The 16,504-nt window shown below is 68.9% G+C and carries 16 protein-coding genes; 7 read left to right on the top strand and 9 right to left on the bottom strand.

Annotated elements, in window-relative coordinates:
- Window positions 1–79 precede the first annotated feature (79 nt).
- A complete protein-coding gene (locus EV137_RS07065; RefSeq protein WP_134127286.1) occupies window positions 80–1,810 on the top strand; it encodes a glycoside hydrolase family 36 protein in 1,731 nt (576 codons plus the stop codon).
- A gap of 10 nt (window positions 1,811–1,820) precedes the next feature.
- Window positions 1,821–2,825, top strand: a complete 1,005-nt coding sequence (locus tag EV137_RS07070; RefSeq protein WP_133998889.1) for a LacI family DNA-binding transcriptional regulator — start codon at window positions 1,821–1,823, stop codon at window positions 2,823–2,825.
- Here the strand turns inward: EV137_RS07070 and EV137_RS07075 are convergent.
- From EV137_RS07075 to EV137_RS07085, 3 genes are read right to left on the bottom strand one after another with little or no spacing between them, the layout of a single operon-like run.
- Window positions 2,822–3,859: a zinc-binding dehydrogenase gene (locus EV137_RS07075; RefSeq protein WP_134127288.1), complete on the bottom strand. Its 1,038-nt coding sequence runs from the start codon at window positions 3,857–3,859 to the stop codon at window positions 2,822–2,824. The genes EV137_RS07070 and EV137_RS07075 overlap by 4 nt on opposite strands.
- Before the next feature lie 23 nt (window positions 3,860–3,882).
- Window positions 3,883–4,257, bottom strand: coding sequence for a DUF2255 family protein (locus EV137_RS07080; protein WP_134127290.1), 375 nt, complete (start codon window positions 4,255–4,257; stop codon window positions 3,883–3,885).
- Entirely contained in the window at window positions 4,254–4,667 is a 414-nt protein-coding gene (locus tag EV137_RS07085; RefSeq protein ID WP_134127292.1) for a (R)-mandelonitrile lyase, read from the bottom strand. Before EV137_RS07085 ends, EV137_RS07080 begins: the two co-directional genes overlap by 4 nt.
- A gap of 101 nt (window positions 4,668–4,768) precedes the next feature.
- Between EV137_RS07085 and EV137_RS07090 the strand changes: the two genes are divergently transcribed.
- Window positions 4,769–5,629: a helix-turn-helix transcriptional regulator gene (locus EV137_RS07090; protein WP_134127294.1), complete on the top strand. Its 861-nt coding sequence runs from the start codon at window positions 4,769–4,771 to the stop codon at window positions 5,627–5,629.
- On the opposite strand, the gene EV137_RS07095 is transcribed toward EV137_RS07090, so the two are convergent.
- Window positions 5,626–6,498 (bottom strand): LysR family transcriptional regulator, encoded by an 873-nt coding sequence (locus tag EV137_RS07095; RefSeq protein ID WP_133998904.1) that lies wholly within the window; start codon window positions 6,496–6,498, stop codon window positions 5,626–5,628. The genes EV137_RS07090 and EV137_RS07095 overlap by 4 nt on opposite strands.
- Before the next feature lie 70 nt (window positions 6,499–6,568).
- On the opposite strand from EV137_RS07095, the gene EV137_RS07100 reads away from it, so the two are divergent.
- Window positions 6,569–7,309 (top strand): SDR family NAD(P)-dependent oxidoreductase, encoded by a 741-nt coding sequence (locus EV137_RS07100; RefSeq protein ID WP_134127296.1) that lies wholly within the window; start codon window positions 6,569–6,571, stop codon window positions 7,307–7,309.
- Here EV137_RS07100 and EV137_RS07105 read toward each other — a convergent pair.
- Window positions 7,269–8,471, bottom strand: a complete 1,203-nt coding sequence (locus EV137_RS07105) for an MFS transporter (protein ID WP_238175139.1) — start codon at window positions 8,469–8,471, stop codon at window positions 7,269–7,271. The genes EV137_RS07100 and EV137_RS07105 overlap by 41 nt on opposite strands.
- A 67-nt stretch (window positions 8,472–8,538) precedes the next feature.
- Between EV137_RS07105 and EV137_RS41320 the strand changes: the two genes are divergently transcribed.
- Genes EV137_RS41320 through EV137_RS07120 form a run of 3 tightly spaced genes read left to right on the top strand, consistent with a single transcriptional unit; the run spans window position 8,539 to window position 11,225 of the window.
- Window positions 8,539–9,516 carry a DUF5937 family protein gene (locus EV137_RS41320; protein ID WP_238175140.1) on the top strand — a complete coding sequence of 326 codons (978 nt, stop codon included), beginning with the start codon at window positions 8,539–8,541 and terminating at the stop codon, window positions 9,514–9,516.
- A gap of 26 nt (window positions 9,517–9,542) precedes the next feature.
- The gene (locus tag EV137_RS07115; RefSeq protein WP_202870830.1) at window positions 9,543–10,214 is read left to right on the top strand and encodes a DUF1345 domain-containing protein; all 672 of its coding nucleotides are present in this window, start codon (window positions 9,543–9,545) and stop codon (window positions 10,212–10,214) included.
- Window positions 10,215–10,253: 39 nt separating this feature from the next.
- Window positions 10,254–11,225: an EamA family transporter gene (locus EV137_RS07120; protein ID WP_133998917.1), complete on the top strand. Its 972-nt coding sequence runs from the start codon at window positions 10,254–10,256 to the stop codon at window positions 11,223–11,225.
- On the opposite strand, the gene EV137_RS07125 is transcribed toward EV137_RS07120, so the two are convergent.
- The 4 genes from EV137_RS07125 to EV137_RS07140 all read right to left on the bottom strand — a co-directional run bounded on the left by EV137_RS07125 (window position 11,218) and on the right by EV137_RS07140 (window position 16,447).
- A complete protein-coding gene (locus EV137_RS07125; RefSeq protein WP_134127300.1) occupies window positions 11,218–12,378 on the bottom strand; it encodes an alanine--tRNA ligase-related protein in 1,161 nt (386 codons plus the stop codon). The two genes, EV137_RS07120 and EV137_RS07125, sit on opposite strands and share 8 nt — an antisense overlap.
- Before the next feature lie 229 nt (window positions 12,379–12,607).
- A complete protein-coding gene (locus EV137_RS07130) occupies window positions 12,608–13,726 on the bottom strand; it encodes a glycosyltransferase family 4 protein (protein WP_134127302.1) in 1,119 nt (372 codons plus the stop codon).
- A complete protein-coding gene (locus tag EV137_RS07135; protein ID WP_134127304.1) occupies window positions 13,723–14,970 on the bottom strand; it encodes a M48 family metallopeptidase in 1,248 nt (415 codons plus the stop codon). The genes EV137_RS07130 and EV137_RS07135 overlap by 4 nt, the downstream gene beginning before the upstream one ends.
- The gene (locus EV137_RS07140; RefSeq protein WP_134127306.1) at window positions 14,963–16,447 is read right to left on the bottom strand and encodes a hypothetical protein; all 1,485 of its coding nucleotides are present in this window, start codon (window positions 16,445–16,447) and stop codon (window positions 14,963–14,965) included. Before EV137_RS07140 ends, EV137_RS07135 begins: the two co-directional genes overlap by 8 nt.
- Window positions 16,448–16,504: the final 57 nt, after the last annotated feature.

Here is a 16,504-nt window from a genome sequence, read left to right on the forward strand (position 1 = left end):
TTAGCGGTAAAACCTAGAGACGCAAGGCAATTCCGTCAATACCTCCGGAGCATTTAGTTTTACCGCTATAGTCCGGCCCGTGACGACATTTGAGATCCGGTCCCCCGACGCTCGCACCGTGCGGACCGGAAGCCTGACCGGCCCCGGCACGATCACCCCGCGTCCGGCGGCCGAGCCCGGTGTGCTCCGGTACGACGTGACGCCCGACGTGGCTGCCGGCGGACCCGTGACGCTGCGCTGGACCTGGCCGGCTGACGATGCCGTGACGCTCTGGCGGCCGATGCAGGATTCCCGGCGCAACCTCCCCACGGACTGGGGCTCGCACCGCGAGGTCCGCTCCGTCCGCTCGGCCCCGGTCGCGTCTCTCGTCAACGGACAGGACAGGGCGATCGCCACAGTCTCTTTGTCGTCGAACGTCCATGGGTGTGACTTCGCCGTCGGGGTGAGCGAGGAGACCGCGGAGCAGCTGATCGAGCTGACCGTGACGGATCTCGAGGGCGAAGGCTTCGCTCTGCGGATCGATTTGCGGGCCCAGCACTTCGCCGAGGCGTTGCGTGCCGTGACGACGGAGTGGGCGGCCGAGCTGGGCGACCGGATCGCCGACGTGCCGCCGGTCGCGCGACAGGCGATGTACTCGACCTGGTACAGCGACCACCAGCACGTCTCAGCCGAGTCGGTGGAGCGACACGCTCGCGCGGGTTCGGCGTACGGCACCCAGGCGGTCATCGTCGACGACGGCTGGCAGACGGACGACACGCGGCGCGGGTACGCGTACTGCGGCGATTGGGAGCCGACCAGCCACAAGTTCCCCGACATGGCCGAGCATGTACGTCGCGTGCACGCGCTCGGCCAGCAGTACGTGCTGTGGATCGCGCCGCCGCTGATCGGCGTGCACTCGAAGGCCTGGGACAAGCTGAAGGACCGCACACTCGGCTTTGCCGACGGCGAGGTGACCGCCGTCCTCGACCCCCGCTACCCCGAGGTACGTGAACACCTCCTGGAGTGCTGCGTTCGTCCAGTGCGGGACTGGGGCATCGACGGCCTGAAAATCGACTTCATCGATTCCTGGGCGCGGAGCAGCGTCCCTCCGGCGCCGGGCGGTGACTGCTCCTCCGTCGACGAAGGCGTGGAGCGGTTCTTGCAGGCCGTCACCGACGAGCTACGGAAGCTGCGGCCCGACGTGCTGATCGAGTTCCGTCAGGACTACGTGCACCCGAGGCTCTGGCAGTTCGGCACGTTCCTGCGCGCCGGCGACTGCGCGCTCGACGCGGTGGAGAACCGTGTCCGTACGATCGACTGCCGCCTCCTCGCCGGTGACCGGGCGGTGCACTCCGACATGCTGATGTGGCACTCGTCGGCGTCGGCGGAGAACGTCGCGCAGCACTTCATCGGCGCGTTGTTCAGTACGCCGCAGGTGTCGATGGAGCTGGACACGTTGCCACCCGAGCACGAGCAAGTGGTCCGGTACTGGCTCGGGTTCCTGCGCGATCACGCCGACGCACTGCTGCACGGCGTACTGATGCCGTCGCGACCGGATGCGCGGTACACGCAGGTTCGTGCGGTCGGTGCGACGGAAACGGTGGTTGCCGTGTACACGAATCCTGTCGTGCGGGTACAGGAGTCGTGCACCGTCGTGGTGAACGGTGGCGCCGAGCGGCGACTGTACGTCGAAGGTGCGTGCGACCGGCTTGTCGACCTCGTAGTGTCTGACTGTTCGGGCCGCGAGGTGCACCGAGAGACGACGACTCCGCCTGAGGTGTGGACGATCGACGTTCCGGTGGGTGGGTCGGCCCGGATCGTGTGGGACTAAGGGGGAACGGTTGGCTGACGAGAAGCCGCGGCGTACGACTGTCGCGGACGTCGCCCGATTGGCCGGGGTGTCTGCGATGACGGTGTCGAACGTGCTCAACGCGCCACACCGCGTAGCGGCACCGACCGTCCGGACCGTGCGCGCCGCGATCCAGGAACTCGGGTACATCCCGAACCACGCTGCCCGCGCGTTGTCGTCCGGACGCAGCCAGGTGATCGGCCTGCCGATGTCCTTCGAGGACGACCTCGTGGACGACGACAACCCGGGCCTGGGCGGGTTCCTGCACAGCCTGCTCGGCGGCCTGGTCAAGGCGTCCGCGATCTCGGGGTACGGCGTCCATGTTGTCGAGACCCCGGTCGACCACGCGACCGAGATCGTGCTGTACGACAAGCTGATCGCGGCACGGCAGGTCGACGCGATCGTCGTCTCGGAGACGATGCCGCACGACGAGCGGATCGATTTCCTCAGCCGGCGGCGGTTCCCGTTCGTGGCGTTCGGGCGGACCGGGCCCGAGCATCGGCAGTGCTGGGTCGACGTGGACAACGAGTCGTCGATGGCCGGCGTCGCCGCGCATCTGCGGTCGACCGGCCGGAAGCGGGCGGTGTACCTGGCGACGGACAGTCCGCTGCCGTGGGTGCATCAGCGGCGGGACGGGTTCGTCCGGGAGTTCCCGTCGACGGTTGCGCGATCGTTCGGTTCGCTCGAGGCGGTAGCGGCGTACGTCGAGGAATTGGACCCGCCGGACGTTTTCGTTGCGGACAACGACGCGTTCGCGGTGGTCGCGATGCGGGCACTGCAGCGGCGCGGGATCACGGTCGGTCAGGACGTTGCGGTCACCGGGTTCAACGACTTCCCGTTCGCGAGCATGCTCGACACGCCGCTCACGACCGCCCGGATCCCGCTGCGGGACATCGCCGCCTGCCTGTTCGACCGCGCCCTGCGGGAGATCAGCGGCGAGCCGGACGAGCCGGGCAGGCTCGTCACGGCACCGCTGGTGGTCCGCTCGAGCGCCTAAGGCTTGACGAGTACCTTGAGCGCGGTGCGTTCGTCCATCGCGCGGTATCCGTCGGCCACGTCAGCGAGTGCGACCTCGCTGTCGAACACCTTGCCGGGGTCGACGTTGCCGGCGAGGACGTCGGGGAGCAGGGTTTCGATGTAGGCGCGGGCAGGCGCGGGGCCGCCGGTGAGGGTGATGTTGGGGCGGAAGAGGCTGGAGAACCCGACCGGAGCATCGCTGTACTGCGGTACTCCGACGCGGCTGATGACGCCGCCGGCCCGGACAACGCCGACCGCCTGGTCGTAGGCGGGCCGGTGACCGACCGCTTCGAGTACGACGTGCGTACCGTCGCCGCCGGTGAGGTCCCGTACGCGGGCGATGCCCTCCTCGCCGCGCTCGGCTACGACATCTGACGCGCCGTACTCACGGCCGAGGTCGGTGCGGGCGGTGTGGCGGCCCATGAGGATGATCTGCTCGGCGCCGAGGCGCTTCGCGGACAGGACGGCCAGTAGGCCGACCGCCCCGTCGCCGATCACCGTCACACTTGTACGCGGGCCGACGTTCGCCTTGATTGCCGCGTGATAGCCCGTGCCGTACACATCGGACAGCGTGAGCAGCGACGGGATCAGCGGTGAGGTCTCCTCGACCGGTACGGCGACGAGGGTGCCGTCCGCGAGCGGGACCCGGACGGCCTCGGCCTGACCGCCGCCGACGTCGCCGGCGTTCCAGAAACCGCCGTGCCGGCAGGACGTCTGCAGGCCCTCACGGCAGAAGTCGCAGGTGCCGTCGGACCAGGCGAACGGCGCGATGACGAAGTCACCGGCCTTGATGGTGGTCACATCGCTACCGGTGTCTTCGACGACACCGACGAACTCGTGCCCCATGGAACTGCCGTCCGGGGTCGCCGCCATCGAGTGGTACGGATGCAGATCGGACCCGCAGACACAGGCCCGCACAACGCGAACGATCGCATCGGTCGGTTCTTTGATGATCGGCTCAGGCACGTCAACAACACGAACATCGCCCGCGCCGTACATGTAAGTAGCTCGCATGAGAATCCTTCGGTGGTCTGCGGTTAGTCAGGGAGGAGCCGCAGGGTGCTGGCCGCGGCGGTCTGTCCGACGACGCTGCCGACGATCCGTGGGCCGTACCGGTCGTACTTCGAGTGGTAGGCCGCGTCGACCGCGCTGTGCACATCGCCCTCCGGGACCTCGAAGACGACGTCGCGCTCGATCCCGCCGGCCTGGATCCGGCCGCGGCCGCTGATCGTGGCGCGCCGGAACCACGGGTTGTCCGTGCCGTAGGCGGACCGGACGTAGAGCTCGTCGCCGGCACGCACCACCCAGATGGTCACGAACGGCCGAAGAGACCCGTCGGTCCGCCGGGAGCTGACCTGCAGCTCGGTCGCCCGTCCGACCCGCTCCAGTTCCTGCTCGCTCCATCCACTCACCTCGCCGACACCGCCTTTTCGTAGTCGGTGTCGGTGAGGTGTTCACCCCAGGTCGTCTCCGGTACGTCGGGATTGCCGGTGCCTTCCCAGATGGCCAGGTGGGTCATGAAGCAATCGGCGGTCGCGCCGTGCCAGTGCCACTCCCCCGGCGGGGTGTGCACGGTGTCGCCGGGGCGCATCACGATCACCTGTCCGTCCCGGGTACCGACCAGGCCGACGCCCTCGGTGACGTGCAGCGTCTGGCCCATGGCGTGCACATGCCAGGCGGTGTGAGCGCCTGGTGCGAAGTGGACCGCGTTCACGCGGGCACGAGACGGCTCCTCACCGCTGTAGATCTGGTCGAACCAGACCTCGCCTACGAACCAGTCGCCGGGGCCTTTCCCGGTCGCGGGCTTCGTCAGTTTCTCCATGTCTGCCAGTGAACGGTCTGCCGCGTACCAGCGGGAGTCACTGTCGTTACAGGTAATGCCAGTACCTCCTTCAGGTTCGGGGGCCCGTCTACGGTGGAGGCATGGACAACCGAGCTGCGATCCGCGAGTTTCTCGCCTCGAGGCGAGCGCGGATCACGCCCGAGCAGGCGGGACTGCCGGCGTACGGCGGCAACCGCCGGGTCAAGGGGCTGCGCCGCGAAGAGGTCGCCATGCTGGCGGGAATGAGCATCGACTACTACGTGCGGCTGGAGCGCGGGAACCTGGGTGGGGCCTCCGACACCGTCCTGGAAGGCCTTGCCCGGGCGCTGCAGCTCGACGACGCCGAGCGCGCTCACCTGTTCGATCTCGCCCGCGCCGCCGAACCGGCTCCCGCGCGCAGTCGCAAGACCGCGCCCGCGACCGTTCCGGCGAGCGTCCAGCTCGTGCTCGACTCCGTGACCGATGCACCGGCCTGGGTCCGCAACGCCCGCCACGACATGCTCGCGGCGAACCGGATGGCCCGCGCGCTCTACGCTCCGCTGCTCGCGGACCCGCGGCGCCCCGCCAACAGCGCCCGCTTCGCCTACCTCGACCCGGCGTCACACGACTTCTTCCGGGATTGGGAACGCGTCGCCGACGACATCGCCGCCATGCTGCGCTCCGAAGCCGGGCGCAATCCGCACGACAAGCTGCTGATCGAACTCATCGGTGAGCTGTCGACCCGCAGCGAGGACTTCCGCACCCGCTGGGCGGCCCACAACGTCCGCTTCCACCGCACCGGCCTGAAGAAGCTCCACCACCCGGTCGTCGGCGACCTGGACCTGACGTTCGAGGCGATGGAGTTCCCCGCCCACCCGGGACTCACCCTCGTTGTGTACGTCGCTCCCGTCGACAGCCCGACCGCCGACAGCCTCAAACTCCTCGCCAGCTGGGCCGCCAGCACGGAGGTACCCCAGCACTAGGGAGCACCTGACCGCCTGACTGCCACCTCGACGAACTTGGCGAGGTCTGCGGAGCGACTGCCGGCCGGCCAGACGACCAGCATCTGGTACGGCTCGACGTCGGTCACCGGGCGGTAAACGACGTCCGGCCGGATGTTGCGCTCGGCCATGGACTGCGGAACCAGCGCAACCGCCTGCCCGAACGCGACCACCTCCAGCAGTTGCGACGAGTCCTGCACGATCGGCCCGTCCACCGAGTCGTCCGGCCGCGCCGACCAGTAGTTGCGCTCAGCAACATTGGCCCGGCTCCACCGCGGCGCCGGAATTCCCGCCAGATCATCAGCCGCGAGCACCTCCCGCGCCGCCAACTCGTGCCGCGCCGGAAGCGCGGCAACCCGCGGTTCCGTGTACAGCAGCTCGGTTTCCAGCCCGTGGTCGTCGAACGGCCGACTCACCAGCGCAACATCCGCCCGTCCGTCCCGAACCATGTCGGCCTGCTCCCCGAACCCGCTCACCACCACCTGAACACCCGGCAGCTCATCCTGGAGCTCGGTCACAATCCGATGCAGCACTTCCGTGGCCACACCGGGTTTCGCCGTCACCACGAGTCCTCCGGACGACTGGCCGGCCCGCTGCGTCCGTCGTACCGCCGAGTCGAGCGCGTCCAGCACCGGCCCCGACTCCTTGAGCAGGGTCTCCCCCGCCTCGGTCAGCGCGAGGCGAGGGCCGGAACGGTCGAACAGGTCGACGCCGAGACGGTGCTCGAGCTGGCGCATCGCACGGGACAGCGGCGGCTGCGCAATCCCCAGACGCTCGGCGGCGCGGGTGATGTTCAGGTCTTCGGCGACCGCGCGGAAATACCGCAGTTCGCGGATCTCGGGTTCCGGCATACCTCCAGGGTATGGCGGACCACCTGATCGGTGTTGGTCCGCGGGGGTGGGTCCGCGCTGGACTGGAGGCATGAATCAGAACGAAGTCGCCCTGGTGACGGGCGGGAACAAAGGCATCGGCCACGAGATCGTGCGCCAGCTCGCGGCCCGCGGGCTCACGGTGTATCTGGCCGCAAGGAACCCGGCGCTGGGTGCTCGCGCCGCGGAGGAGCTGGCCGGCGACGTGCGGTTTGTCCAGCTGGACGTGACCGACGTGGAGTCGGTCGCTGCGGCCGCCAAGCAGGTCGAGACCGACTCCGGCCGGCTCGATGCGCTGGTGAACAACGCGGGCATCGTGTCGGAATGGGGTACGGCGGTCGCCGACATCAGGGCCGAACAGGTGCGATCGGCGTACGAAGTGAATGTGTTCGGCGTGGTCGCGGTGATCAACGCCTTCGTACCGCTCCTGCGGCGATCGCCGAACGCGCGGATCGTGAACATGTCGAGCGGACTCGGCTCGGTCAACCTCCTCTCGGAACTCGACGGCCGCCTCGCATCCCAAGGACTGCTCGCCTACAGCTCGTCGAAGGCAGCGCTCAACGCCCTGACCCTGGTCTACGCAAGCGCCCTGCGCACGGACAACATCAAGGTGAACGCCGCCACACCGGGCCTCGTACCAACCGACCTGAACACGCAGGCATCCGTACCACGCGGCGAGCGAACCGTGGCCGACGGAGCAGCCGTCCCGGTCGCTCTCGCAACACTCCCGGCCGACGGACCCACCGGCGTCTTCAGAGGACCTGACTCACTGGCCGACGTGGCCCCGTGGTGAGCGCCTGACGGGCTATCAGCAAGGTGATCGTGGTGCCGAGGATGCCGGCTGCTGCCATGGTGGCGTTTGGGGCGACGAAGGAGCCGACGACGCCGCCCAGGGCGATACTGACGCCCTGGATGGCCATCAGTCCGCTGGTTTGGACGGTGAACAGGCGGCCGCGGTACGACGGGTCGGCGTGCTGCAGGATCAGCGGATCGATGCCCTGGTTGAAGGCGTAGCCGGTGCCGGAGATCGCGAGGAGTACTGCGGCGACCGGGATCGGCGGCGTGGTCAGGAACGCGATCGCGGGCAGCTGGCTGGTCAGGAGGAACGGGACGACGAGCCGTCGCCGCGCGGAAGGGGTGAACCGCGCGACGACGAGCTCGCCGAGCACGCTGCCGACGGCGTACCCGGTGAACAACGCGCCGGCGGCAGCGGCTGCGACGCCGACCTGGGCGGTGTAGGCGACGGCCAGTCCGTCCGGGACGGACGAGAACGCCGGGGCCACCCAGGTCAGCAGGATCAGGTTGCGAAGTTTGGCGTTGGCGAACAGCATCCGCAGCCCGGTCCACGAGTCGCGGACCGTGTTGCTCGTGCGCTCCCCCGGCGGCGTGTACGGCGTACCCGTCGCGATCAGCACCGCCGACGCGACGAAGGTCACCGCGTCGAGCGCCAGCAGCCAGTTCGCGCCGACCACCGCGACCGCGATACCGCCGAGCGCGAATCCGGTCAGCACCGCGACCTGACTGATTGCCCTCAGCAAGGATCTGCCGACCGGGAAGAGATCGGCCGGCAACAGATGCGCGAGACTGGCGGCCCGCGCCCCCGCGAAGATCGGCGCGACGATCCCGGTCACCAGCAACAGTCCGAGCAGGCCGCCCACCGGCATTCCCGGTAGCAGCATCAGTCCGATGGCCACAGCGCTGAGCACATCGCACGCGACCAGGACCCGGCGCGCGGGGAATCGGTCCGCGATCGACGAGAACAACACGCCACTCACGGCGTACGGCAGGAACGAGCAGGCCAGGACGAGGGCCGACAGCAACGGCGATCCGGTCCGCTCGAAGATCAGGATGGACAACGCGACCTGCGCCGCCACAGTCCCCAGCATCGAGACGGTGTGGGCGGCGTACACGGCGCGCAGGCCGGGAAGGCTGAGTACAGCTCGGTAGGACCTCACGCGGCGAGAGTGCACGCGTCCGGGGTGGGCGGCGTAGAGTTTTGGTTGTGGCCGAAAGTTCGGGTTCGTGACGGTACTGCGGTTCACGCAGGCGGACGCGCTGCGGTGCCGGTTCGGGGCGTCTCCGTTGTGGGAGACGATGTCCGCGGTGCGGGTGCTGAACGGATCGAAGCACCGGCCGTTGTACGCCGATTGGATCGCGGCGAAGCGGGAATCGGCAGCGCAACTCGACCTGCGCGGACTGAAGGCGGTGCAGCCCCGCGTGGGGTTCACGCCGGACTTCCTGACCCCGCCGCCGAAGGCCTCCCGAGCGAAGTTCGCGACCGAGATCGCCCGCGTCCGTAGTACCCCGCTCGAGACGGTTCGCACCGAACTGGTCCGGTCACGCGAGGAGTTGAAGAACCCCGGAGCGCCGGAGATCGACAAGATGCTGGACGATCTGGCCGGCAGCCGCGCGCGGCTCGCCGACGAGATCGAGGGCGCCTGGGAGACCCTGATCAAGCCGGACTGGCCGTTGATCAGCCGCGTCCTCGAGGACGACATCGCGTACCGCGGTCAGCAGCTGACCGACGGCGGCCTGGCCGGGCTGTTCGACGATCTGCACCCGACCCTGGACTGGGAGGACGACCGTCTCATCGCCGCCCGCTACCGCTCCGAGGATCGCGATCTCGCCGGACAGGGCCTGCTCCTGGTTCCCGGGGTCTTCGCCTGGCCGTACCTCGTGATCGTCGCCGACCCGGCGTACCACCCGACGCTCGTCTATCCGGCCCGCGGCGCGGCCCGCCTGTGGTCCGACGCTCCTGCCCCACCGGACCCGCTGGCCCGCCTCCTCGGCCGCACCCGCGCGACCCTCCTCGTAGCGCTCGACCCACCCGCCACGACCAGCGCGCTCGCCGCCCAGTACAACCTCGCCCTCGCCACGGTCGCCGAACACTTGTCGGCGTTGTACGACGCGGGTCTCGCGACACGTCGTCGTACCGGTCACCAGGTCCACTACCGCCGTACGGAAGTGGGACAGGCCGTCATCGACGCCTCCGTCGGATAACAGGCACGCGGCGCGAGAATGCTGAGATGAACAAGCCGACGAAGGTGCGTCCGCCCAGCACCCGCCACACGCGGCGCTGGCCGGCCTCACTGGCGGTGGTCGCGGTTCTGGCGCTGCAGGTGCTCGTGCCGACGCAGATCAACGCGCTGCCGCGGTGGCTCATGCCCTTGCTCGGTGGACTTCTGCTGCTGCCGCTGGTGTGGATGAACCCGTTCCACCTGCGCCGCGACGAGCCCTGGCTGCGGTCGGTCGAGCTCGTCCTGCTCGCGGTCCTGGTCGCTGTGAACGCGTACTACCTGGCCGGAATGATCTTCTTCCTGAACAACGGAGAAGCAGGAGACGGCAAGGTCCTGGTCAAGAGCGCGCTGCTGATCTGGGTGACGAACGTGGTCGCGTTCGCAGTCTGGTACTGGGAGATCGACCGCGGCGGGCCGTTCGCCCGGGCGCCCGAGCACGAGCGTGAGACCGAGCGCGCGGATCTGCTGTTCCCGCAGATGACCGTCGACCTGGACGGGTGGAAGGGCTGGCTGCCCGGGTTCACCGACTATCTGTTCGTCTCGTTCACCGCCGCGACCGCGTTCAGCCCGACCGACACGATGCCGCTGACGGCCCGGACGAAGATGCTGATGGGTATCCAGTCGGCGATCGCGCTGCTCACCGTCGCGATCGTCGCGGCCCGCGCGGTGAACGTCCTCTGAGATCACCCTCGACAGCGATGTAATGGGCATGAGAGCGTTATGGCCATGTACAGCTCGAAGTCGGTGGGGTTGGGGTTCGCGGTGTTCTCCGCGGTCACGTTCGGCGGGTCGGGTCCGTTCGCGAAGGCGCTGATCGGCGCCGGTTTCACGCCGCAGCAGGCGGCCTGGTTACGGATCCTCGGCGCCGCCGCGGTGCTGGTTCCGCTCGTGCTGGTCTTCCGCGGTCGCGCCGGGCTGCGCTCGGCGCGGGCGTCCTGGAAGGCGCTGGTGCTCTACGGCCTGACCGGGATCGCCGGCTGCCAGACGCTGTTCTTCGTCGCGGCCAGCCGGTTGCCCGTCGGCGTGGCGCTGATGCTCGAGTTCTCCGGGCCCGTGCTGGTGGTGGCGTGGCTGAAGTTCGGCCAGAAGGTCGCCGTACCGCGGTCGGCCGCGATCGGAGTGAGTATCGCGGTCGTCGGTCTCGCGACGGTGGCGGAGATCTGGTCCGGGTTGCGGATCGACCTGATCGGTCTGCTCGCCGGCCTCGGCGCGGCGGCGTGCCAGGCGACGTACTTCATCCTGATCGACAAGCTGACCGGCGCCGCGGATCCGCTCGTCATGACCGCGGCCGGCAGCGTGGTCGGCGCCGTCGTGCTGACGCTGATCGCGGCGCCGTGGGGTACGCCGTGGCACGTGCTGGTCGACTCGATCGCGATCGGCCAGCGGCACGCTCCCGGCTGGGTGATGGCCGCGTGGCTGATCCTGGTGAGCACGGTCGTCGCCTACCTGGCAGGCGCTGCCGCCGTGCAGCGGCTCTCGGCGCCGATCGCGGGTGCGGTCGCGTACGTCGAGGTGGTGGCGGCCTGCGTGTTCGCGCTGATCCTGCTCGGCGAGACGCTGCGGACCAACCAGATCATCGGCGGCGTGATCGTGCTTGCCGGCGCGTTCGTGGCCCAGTCGTCGGTGGGGAAGGTCGCGTCTCCGGAGATCCCCGACGCTTCCCCCTCCGACGTACTGGATCCGGTCATCTGAGCGAGTCCACCAGTTCCCGCGGCAGGCCGTGGGTGTCGTGCAGGTACTCGTAGTCGGTGTCGTCGAGGGACTTGTGGAACCGTTCGTGGCTCAGCACCTTGCGGCCGCGGTCGAGCAGGTTGCTGAACCGGATCTCCTCGTCGATCAGGATCCGCCGGATCAGCGTCACGGTCTCGCCCTGGTGGAAATGACCGAGCGTGTGCTCGAACAGCTCGATCGGCAGGTCGGACAGCGACCGCGACTCGTCGGTCTGCCAGAGGATTGTCAGCAATCTGCGGATCAGCCGGCGCAGCACGTACCCGCGACCGGTGTTCGACGGGTGCACGCCGTCGCCGACAATCACGATGCTGGACCGCAGGTGATCGATGACGATCCGCTGCGAGCGCTCGTCCAGCGTCCACAGCTTCGGGATGATCCGCATCCACGGCTCGAACAGCGAGGTCTCGAACACCGACTGCCTGCCCTCCAGGAGCATCGTGAGCCGCTCCAGGCCGAGACCGGTGTCGATGTTCTGCTGCTCGAGTTCCTCGAGGGAGCCGTCGTCGTGGCGGCGGTACCGCATCATCACGTGGTTCCACACCTCGACCCAGCGGTCGTCGGTGGTCGGCGTACCCTCCGGCTCCCTGTCATCACCGTCGCCGGTCCACACGAAGATCTCCGAGTCCGGACCGCACGGACCGGTCGGGCCGTTCGACCACCAGTTGTCGTCGATGGTCAGCTCGATCGGTAGCCCGAGCTCCTGCCAGGTGCGGAGCGACTCCTGATCCAACGGCACCTGATCGTCGCCGCCGAACACGGTCACGTACATCCGCCGCGGGTCCAGACCGAACCGGGTGGTGAGCAGCTCGTACCCCCAGCGCAGAGTCTCGGTGCTGCCGTAGTCCCCCAGCGACCACGAGCCCAGCATCTCGAACACCGTCAGGTGGGTCGGATCCCCCACCTCGTCGAGATCGGTGGTTCGCAGGCATCGCTGGATGCCCACGAGTCTGCGTCCCAGTGGATGTGGTTCGCCTTCCAGGTACGGCGTGAGCGGATGCATCCCCGAGGTCGTGAAGAGCACGGGATCGCCGAGCCGCGGAATGAGCGTGGACCCGGTCGTCGGGACGTGGTCGCGGTCGATGAAGAAGTCGATGAAAGTCCTGCTGATGCTCATGGTTCTCGTCCTTGTCGAATTCAGGACCGGAACCAGACCACCGGGCTACTTCAAACAACAACACCGGCGAACCGTTTCCGGTCGCCGGTGGAAGATTCAGAATGTCAGGCCGCGGCAGCCGGAGAGCGTGAAGCTCGTACGGCTGCGGCAAGTCGGAACATTCGGTGCATGCCGGCCAGAGTACACGATTTCCACCATCCGCTGTCCACCCTTTCCCGACACCCCCGGGTCAGGCGTCCAGCAGTTCCCGCAGGACGGCGCCCGACCTCCCCCAGGTCCACTCGTCCTCGATCCACTTCCGCCCAGCGGCCCCCAGGGCAGCACGGTCCTGGGCATTCGTCAGCAGTTCGACCAGGCGGACGCCTACGGCAGCTGGGTTGTACGGGTCGACCAAGTACCCCGTCGTACCGTGCACCACCGTGTCGGCCGCGCCACCGGAATCCCCGACCACCACGGGCTTTCCGGTCGCGGACGCCTCCAGCGTGACGATGCCGAGCGCCTCCGGTTCCAGCCCGAACCGCCGCGTCCGGCACGGCATCGCGAACACATCGGCAGCATCGACGTACGGCGGAATCTCGGGCCACGGAACCGGCCCCGTGAACACCACCGCGTCCGCCACGCCGGCGGTCACCGCCAACTCCTCGAGGTATTCGCGGTCCGGCCCACCGCCCACCAGCAGCAGCCGCGCGTCAGGCACCGACCGCTGGACCCGCGACCACGCGCGGATCAGCGTGTCCTGCCCCTTCCGGCGAATCAGCCGCGACACACAGGCAACCACCGGACGGCCGTCCAGCCCGAGCCCCTCGCGGATCTGCTCTCCCCCACATCCCGGAGCGAACCGGCTCGTGTCGACCCCTGGCGTCAGCCTCCGCATCCGTTGCGCTGCCGCCGGCGACAACGCCGGAGCGATCCGTTCGGCACACCACGACGACACCGTCGTCACCGTGTCGGCCGCATCACCGATCCGCCGCAACGCCCGCCGGGCCCCGGGTACGCCGGCCCACCACGTCTCATGCCCGTGCGTCATCGCGACGATCCGCCGCGCACCGGCCCGTCGCAACGCCGGACCCATCAACCCGAGCGGAGCGGCCGCGCCGAACAGGATCCGGTCGGCGCCGTGCTCACGCATCAGCCCGACGGCCCGCTTCGTGACACGGGCCGTCGGCAACAACATCGACGTCCGGTCCCGGATCACGGGGAACGGTAGCGTCGCGTCGTACGCCGTGTCCCCTGGCTCGCGGGAGGTGTAGACGACGACGTCGGGCAGTTCGTCGCACAACGAGCGGACGAACGTCTCGATCCCGCCCTGGCGCGGCGGGAAGTCGTTGGTGACGACCAGGACGGTCATCGTCGAGCCAGCGGTGGGACCTTGCCGCCGTTCTCGGCGGCCCAGGCACGACCCATCGCGATCCGCTCCGGCGCGGTCGGGTGGCTGGCGAACATCCAGTACCGCCAGGCGCTCGGGTCGAGTCCCGAGATGTTCCGGACGGCGAGGTCGTGCTGCATCGCGACGAAGTCCTGCGGATCGTCCGTCAGGCGGAGCGAGTGGTAGTCGGCACGCGCCTCGATCTTGCGGCTCACCAGATTCTGGACAGGGCTCGCCAGCGTGGTACCGGCCACGATCAGCGCGACCAAGACCGCCGTACGCCGCGGGTCCGCGATCCGGGCCCCGAGCAACAAGTACAGCACCGTGATGCCGAACGCCGTACCGAGCACGCCGATCAACGTGCCGTGCAGTACGTCGTCCTCGGCGGCGTGACCGAGCTCGTGCGCGACCACGAGCCGGACCTGCGCGGGCGGCGTGTCCTTCAGGAGCGTGTCGTAGACGACCAGCCGACGGGTCGAGCCGAAGCCGGACACGTACGCGTTCAGGGCGGTGGTCCGCTTCGACGCGTCCGCGACCAGCACATCCTTGAGCGGTACGCCGTCCTCGGCCGCGAGCTTCAGGAAGTCGTTGCGCTGGGCACCGGCCGGCATCGACGTGAAGTCGTTGAACCGCGGCTCGATCAGCACCGGGTAGGCGAACGACACGCCCAGCACGAGCAGCGCTCCGGCGATTGCCCCGGGCAACCACCAGCCCTGGCGCCGGCGTTTCGCCAACCCCACCAGGACAATCGCGAGTACCCCCACCCCGAGCGAGGTGATCGCCCAGTTCACGCCGCGGTCCCAGACCCACAACCGCCAGTTCTCCACGGACAACCCGTACTTCAGGCTGACTCGCTGGGCGAGTACGTCGGTAGGCACGGTGAGCAGGTTGGTGATCAGGGCGATCCCGGCGACCGTGACCGGTACGGCGAGGAACCACCAGCGGATGCGCAGACCGTCGTACAACCGGCGACCCAGCGGGCTGAAGCCGATCACCAGCGGGACCACGACCGAGATGATCCAGGACGCCGTCGACCAGCGGAGGATCTCGTGCCGGAACGCGTTCTGGCGGGCGATCTCCGCGGCCGTGAAGTCCAGCGCGGCGTCCGGCTTCGGCAGGTCGATCAGGTGCCACGGCGTGGTGACCGCGATCGTGAAGACCAGCGCGAGCGCCAGCAGTCCACCCGCGGCGCGCGGCGCCCATGGACTGGAAGGTTTCTCAGGCACCGGCGAGCCGCTCGAGGTACTTCTGCCACTCCGCGACGAACTCGGCCTCGGTCATCCCGAGCACCGACTTGAACGCGTCCGGCAGCCCGGCCGAGGTCTTCGACGCGTGCACCGCCCGGTAGAACCTCACCAACTTGTCCTGTCCCTCGCGCTCGGCGATCAGCCTGCAGGCCAGCCACGCCGACTCGTACGCCTGCGGCAGCTCGGTCGCCGACGCCGCGAACGCCTCCGGGGTCGGCAAGGTGGCCGGCACCTTCCCCGCACGCACCGCCTTGAACAACTCCTTCGCCGCCGACTCGTCCTGCACGGGTACGGCGGTGAAGGCGACATAATCCGCGAAGCCTTCGGCGAGCCACAACGGCACCGGCGAAGCGGTCGCGGTCGACGCGACGTGCGTGGTCTCGTGGGTCAGCACGATCCGCCGGCCCTGCTTGCCGAGCTCCTCGAACAGCTTCGGATTCGCGACGATCCGCACCGGCGCGCCGATGGCGGGCGTGTCCAGCTCGGCCATCGTGACGGCGGCGATCTGGGTGTACGTGTTCGGCTGTGCGCCCAGGACACCTTCCATCTGGGTCTGTTTCGCGGGCAGGTAGACGACCACCTTCTGCCGCCAGCCCTTGCCCCACACCTTCGTCACCGACTCGACGGCCTTGTCGGCGACCGAAACGTAGCTTCTCGCCTCCGATTCCGAGTCGAGGCTGATCACCAGGCTGTGCTTGCCCTTGGCCAGGGCGATCGGGCCGAGCGCCCAGACCGGCCGACGCTGCCCCGCCACGAACCGCTCCGAGAACGAGGCGGCGTACGTCTTCCCGTCGCGGGTCACGAACGTCACCGGGAGGGTTTCGCGCGCGGGCTTCACGTCGTACCCGGAGAGCTGCCAGGAGACCTCGACCTGCGCCAGCCAGGACTGCGTCCCGCCGAGTTCGGCCTGCCGGTCCGGGGTCAGGGCAGCGCTGTCGTCGCTCACGTAGCGTAGCTGGAAGGTACCGAGCGGGAGCGTGCTGAGATTGCTGAAGATCGTCCGCGCGCTGGCCCGGAACGCCGTGGCCTTCGGGTCGATGGTGTTCAGGAACTCGGTACGGTCCTCGTTCTCGACCGCGTCGGTCATCTTCTGCAGCACCGCCTCACCGGCGACCGCCCGCTGTACGCCGGCCTGGGCCTGATCGGGCGTGGTCGGCGAGGACTGCGACGGCTGGTGCGCTGCGACGCCGTTCGGGTCGGCCGGGGCGTTGGCGATGTGTTCGAGCCCGGCGTACCCGGCACCGGCGACCAGGCAGACAGCGACACCGAGCGCGATCTTCTTCAGGATCGGCGCGAACGGCGGGCGCTGCGGACCGTCGGGGTACGACTCCGACAGGTGATCGAGCGGCTCCTCAGCGTCACTGGCCGACGGGATCACCGGCAGCGGAACCGTATCGCCGTGCTCGTCGATCACCTCGGCCCCTCGCTGCTCACCTGCCCCAGTCAGGCGGGACACCCGGCCTCCTCCGACACTACGGCATCACCGTGAAACGGATCGGCTCCGGGGAGAACC

The sequence above is a fragment of the Kribbella pratensis genome (assembly GCF_004366075.1).
Taxonomy (GTDB): Bacteria; Actinomycetota; Actinomycetes; order Propionibacteriales; family Kribbellaceae; genus Kribbella; species Kribbella pratensis.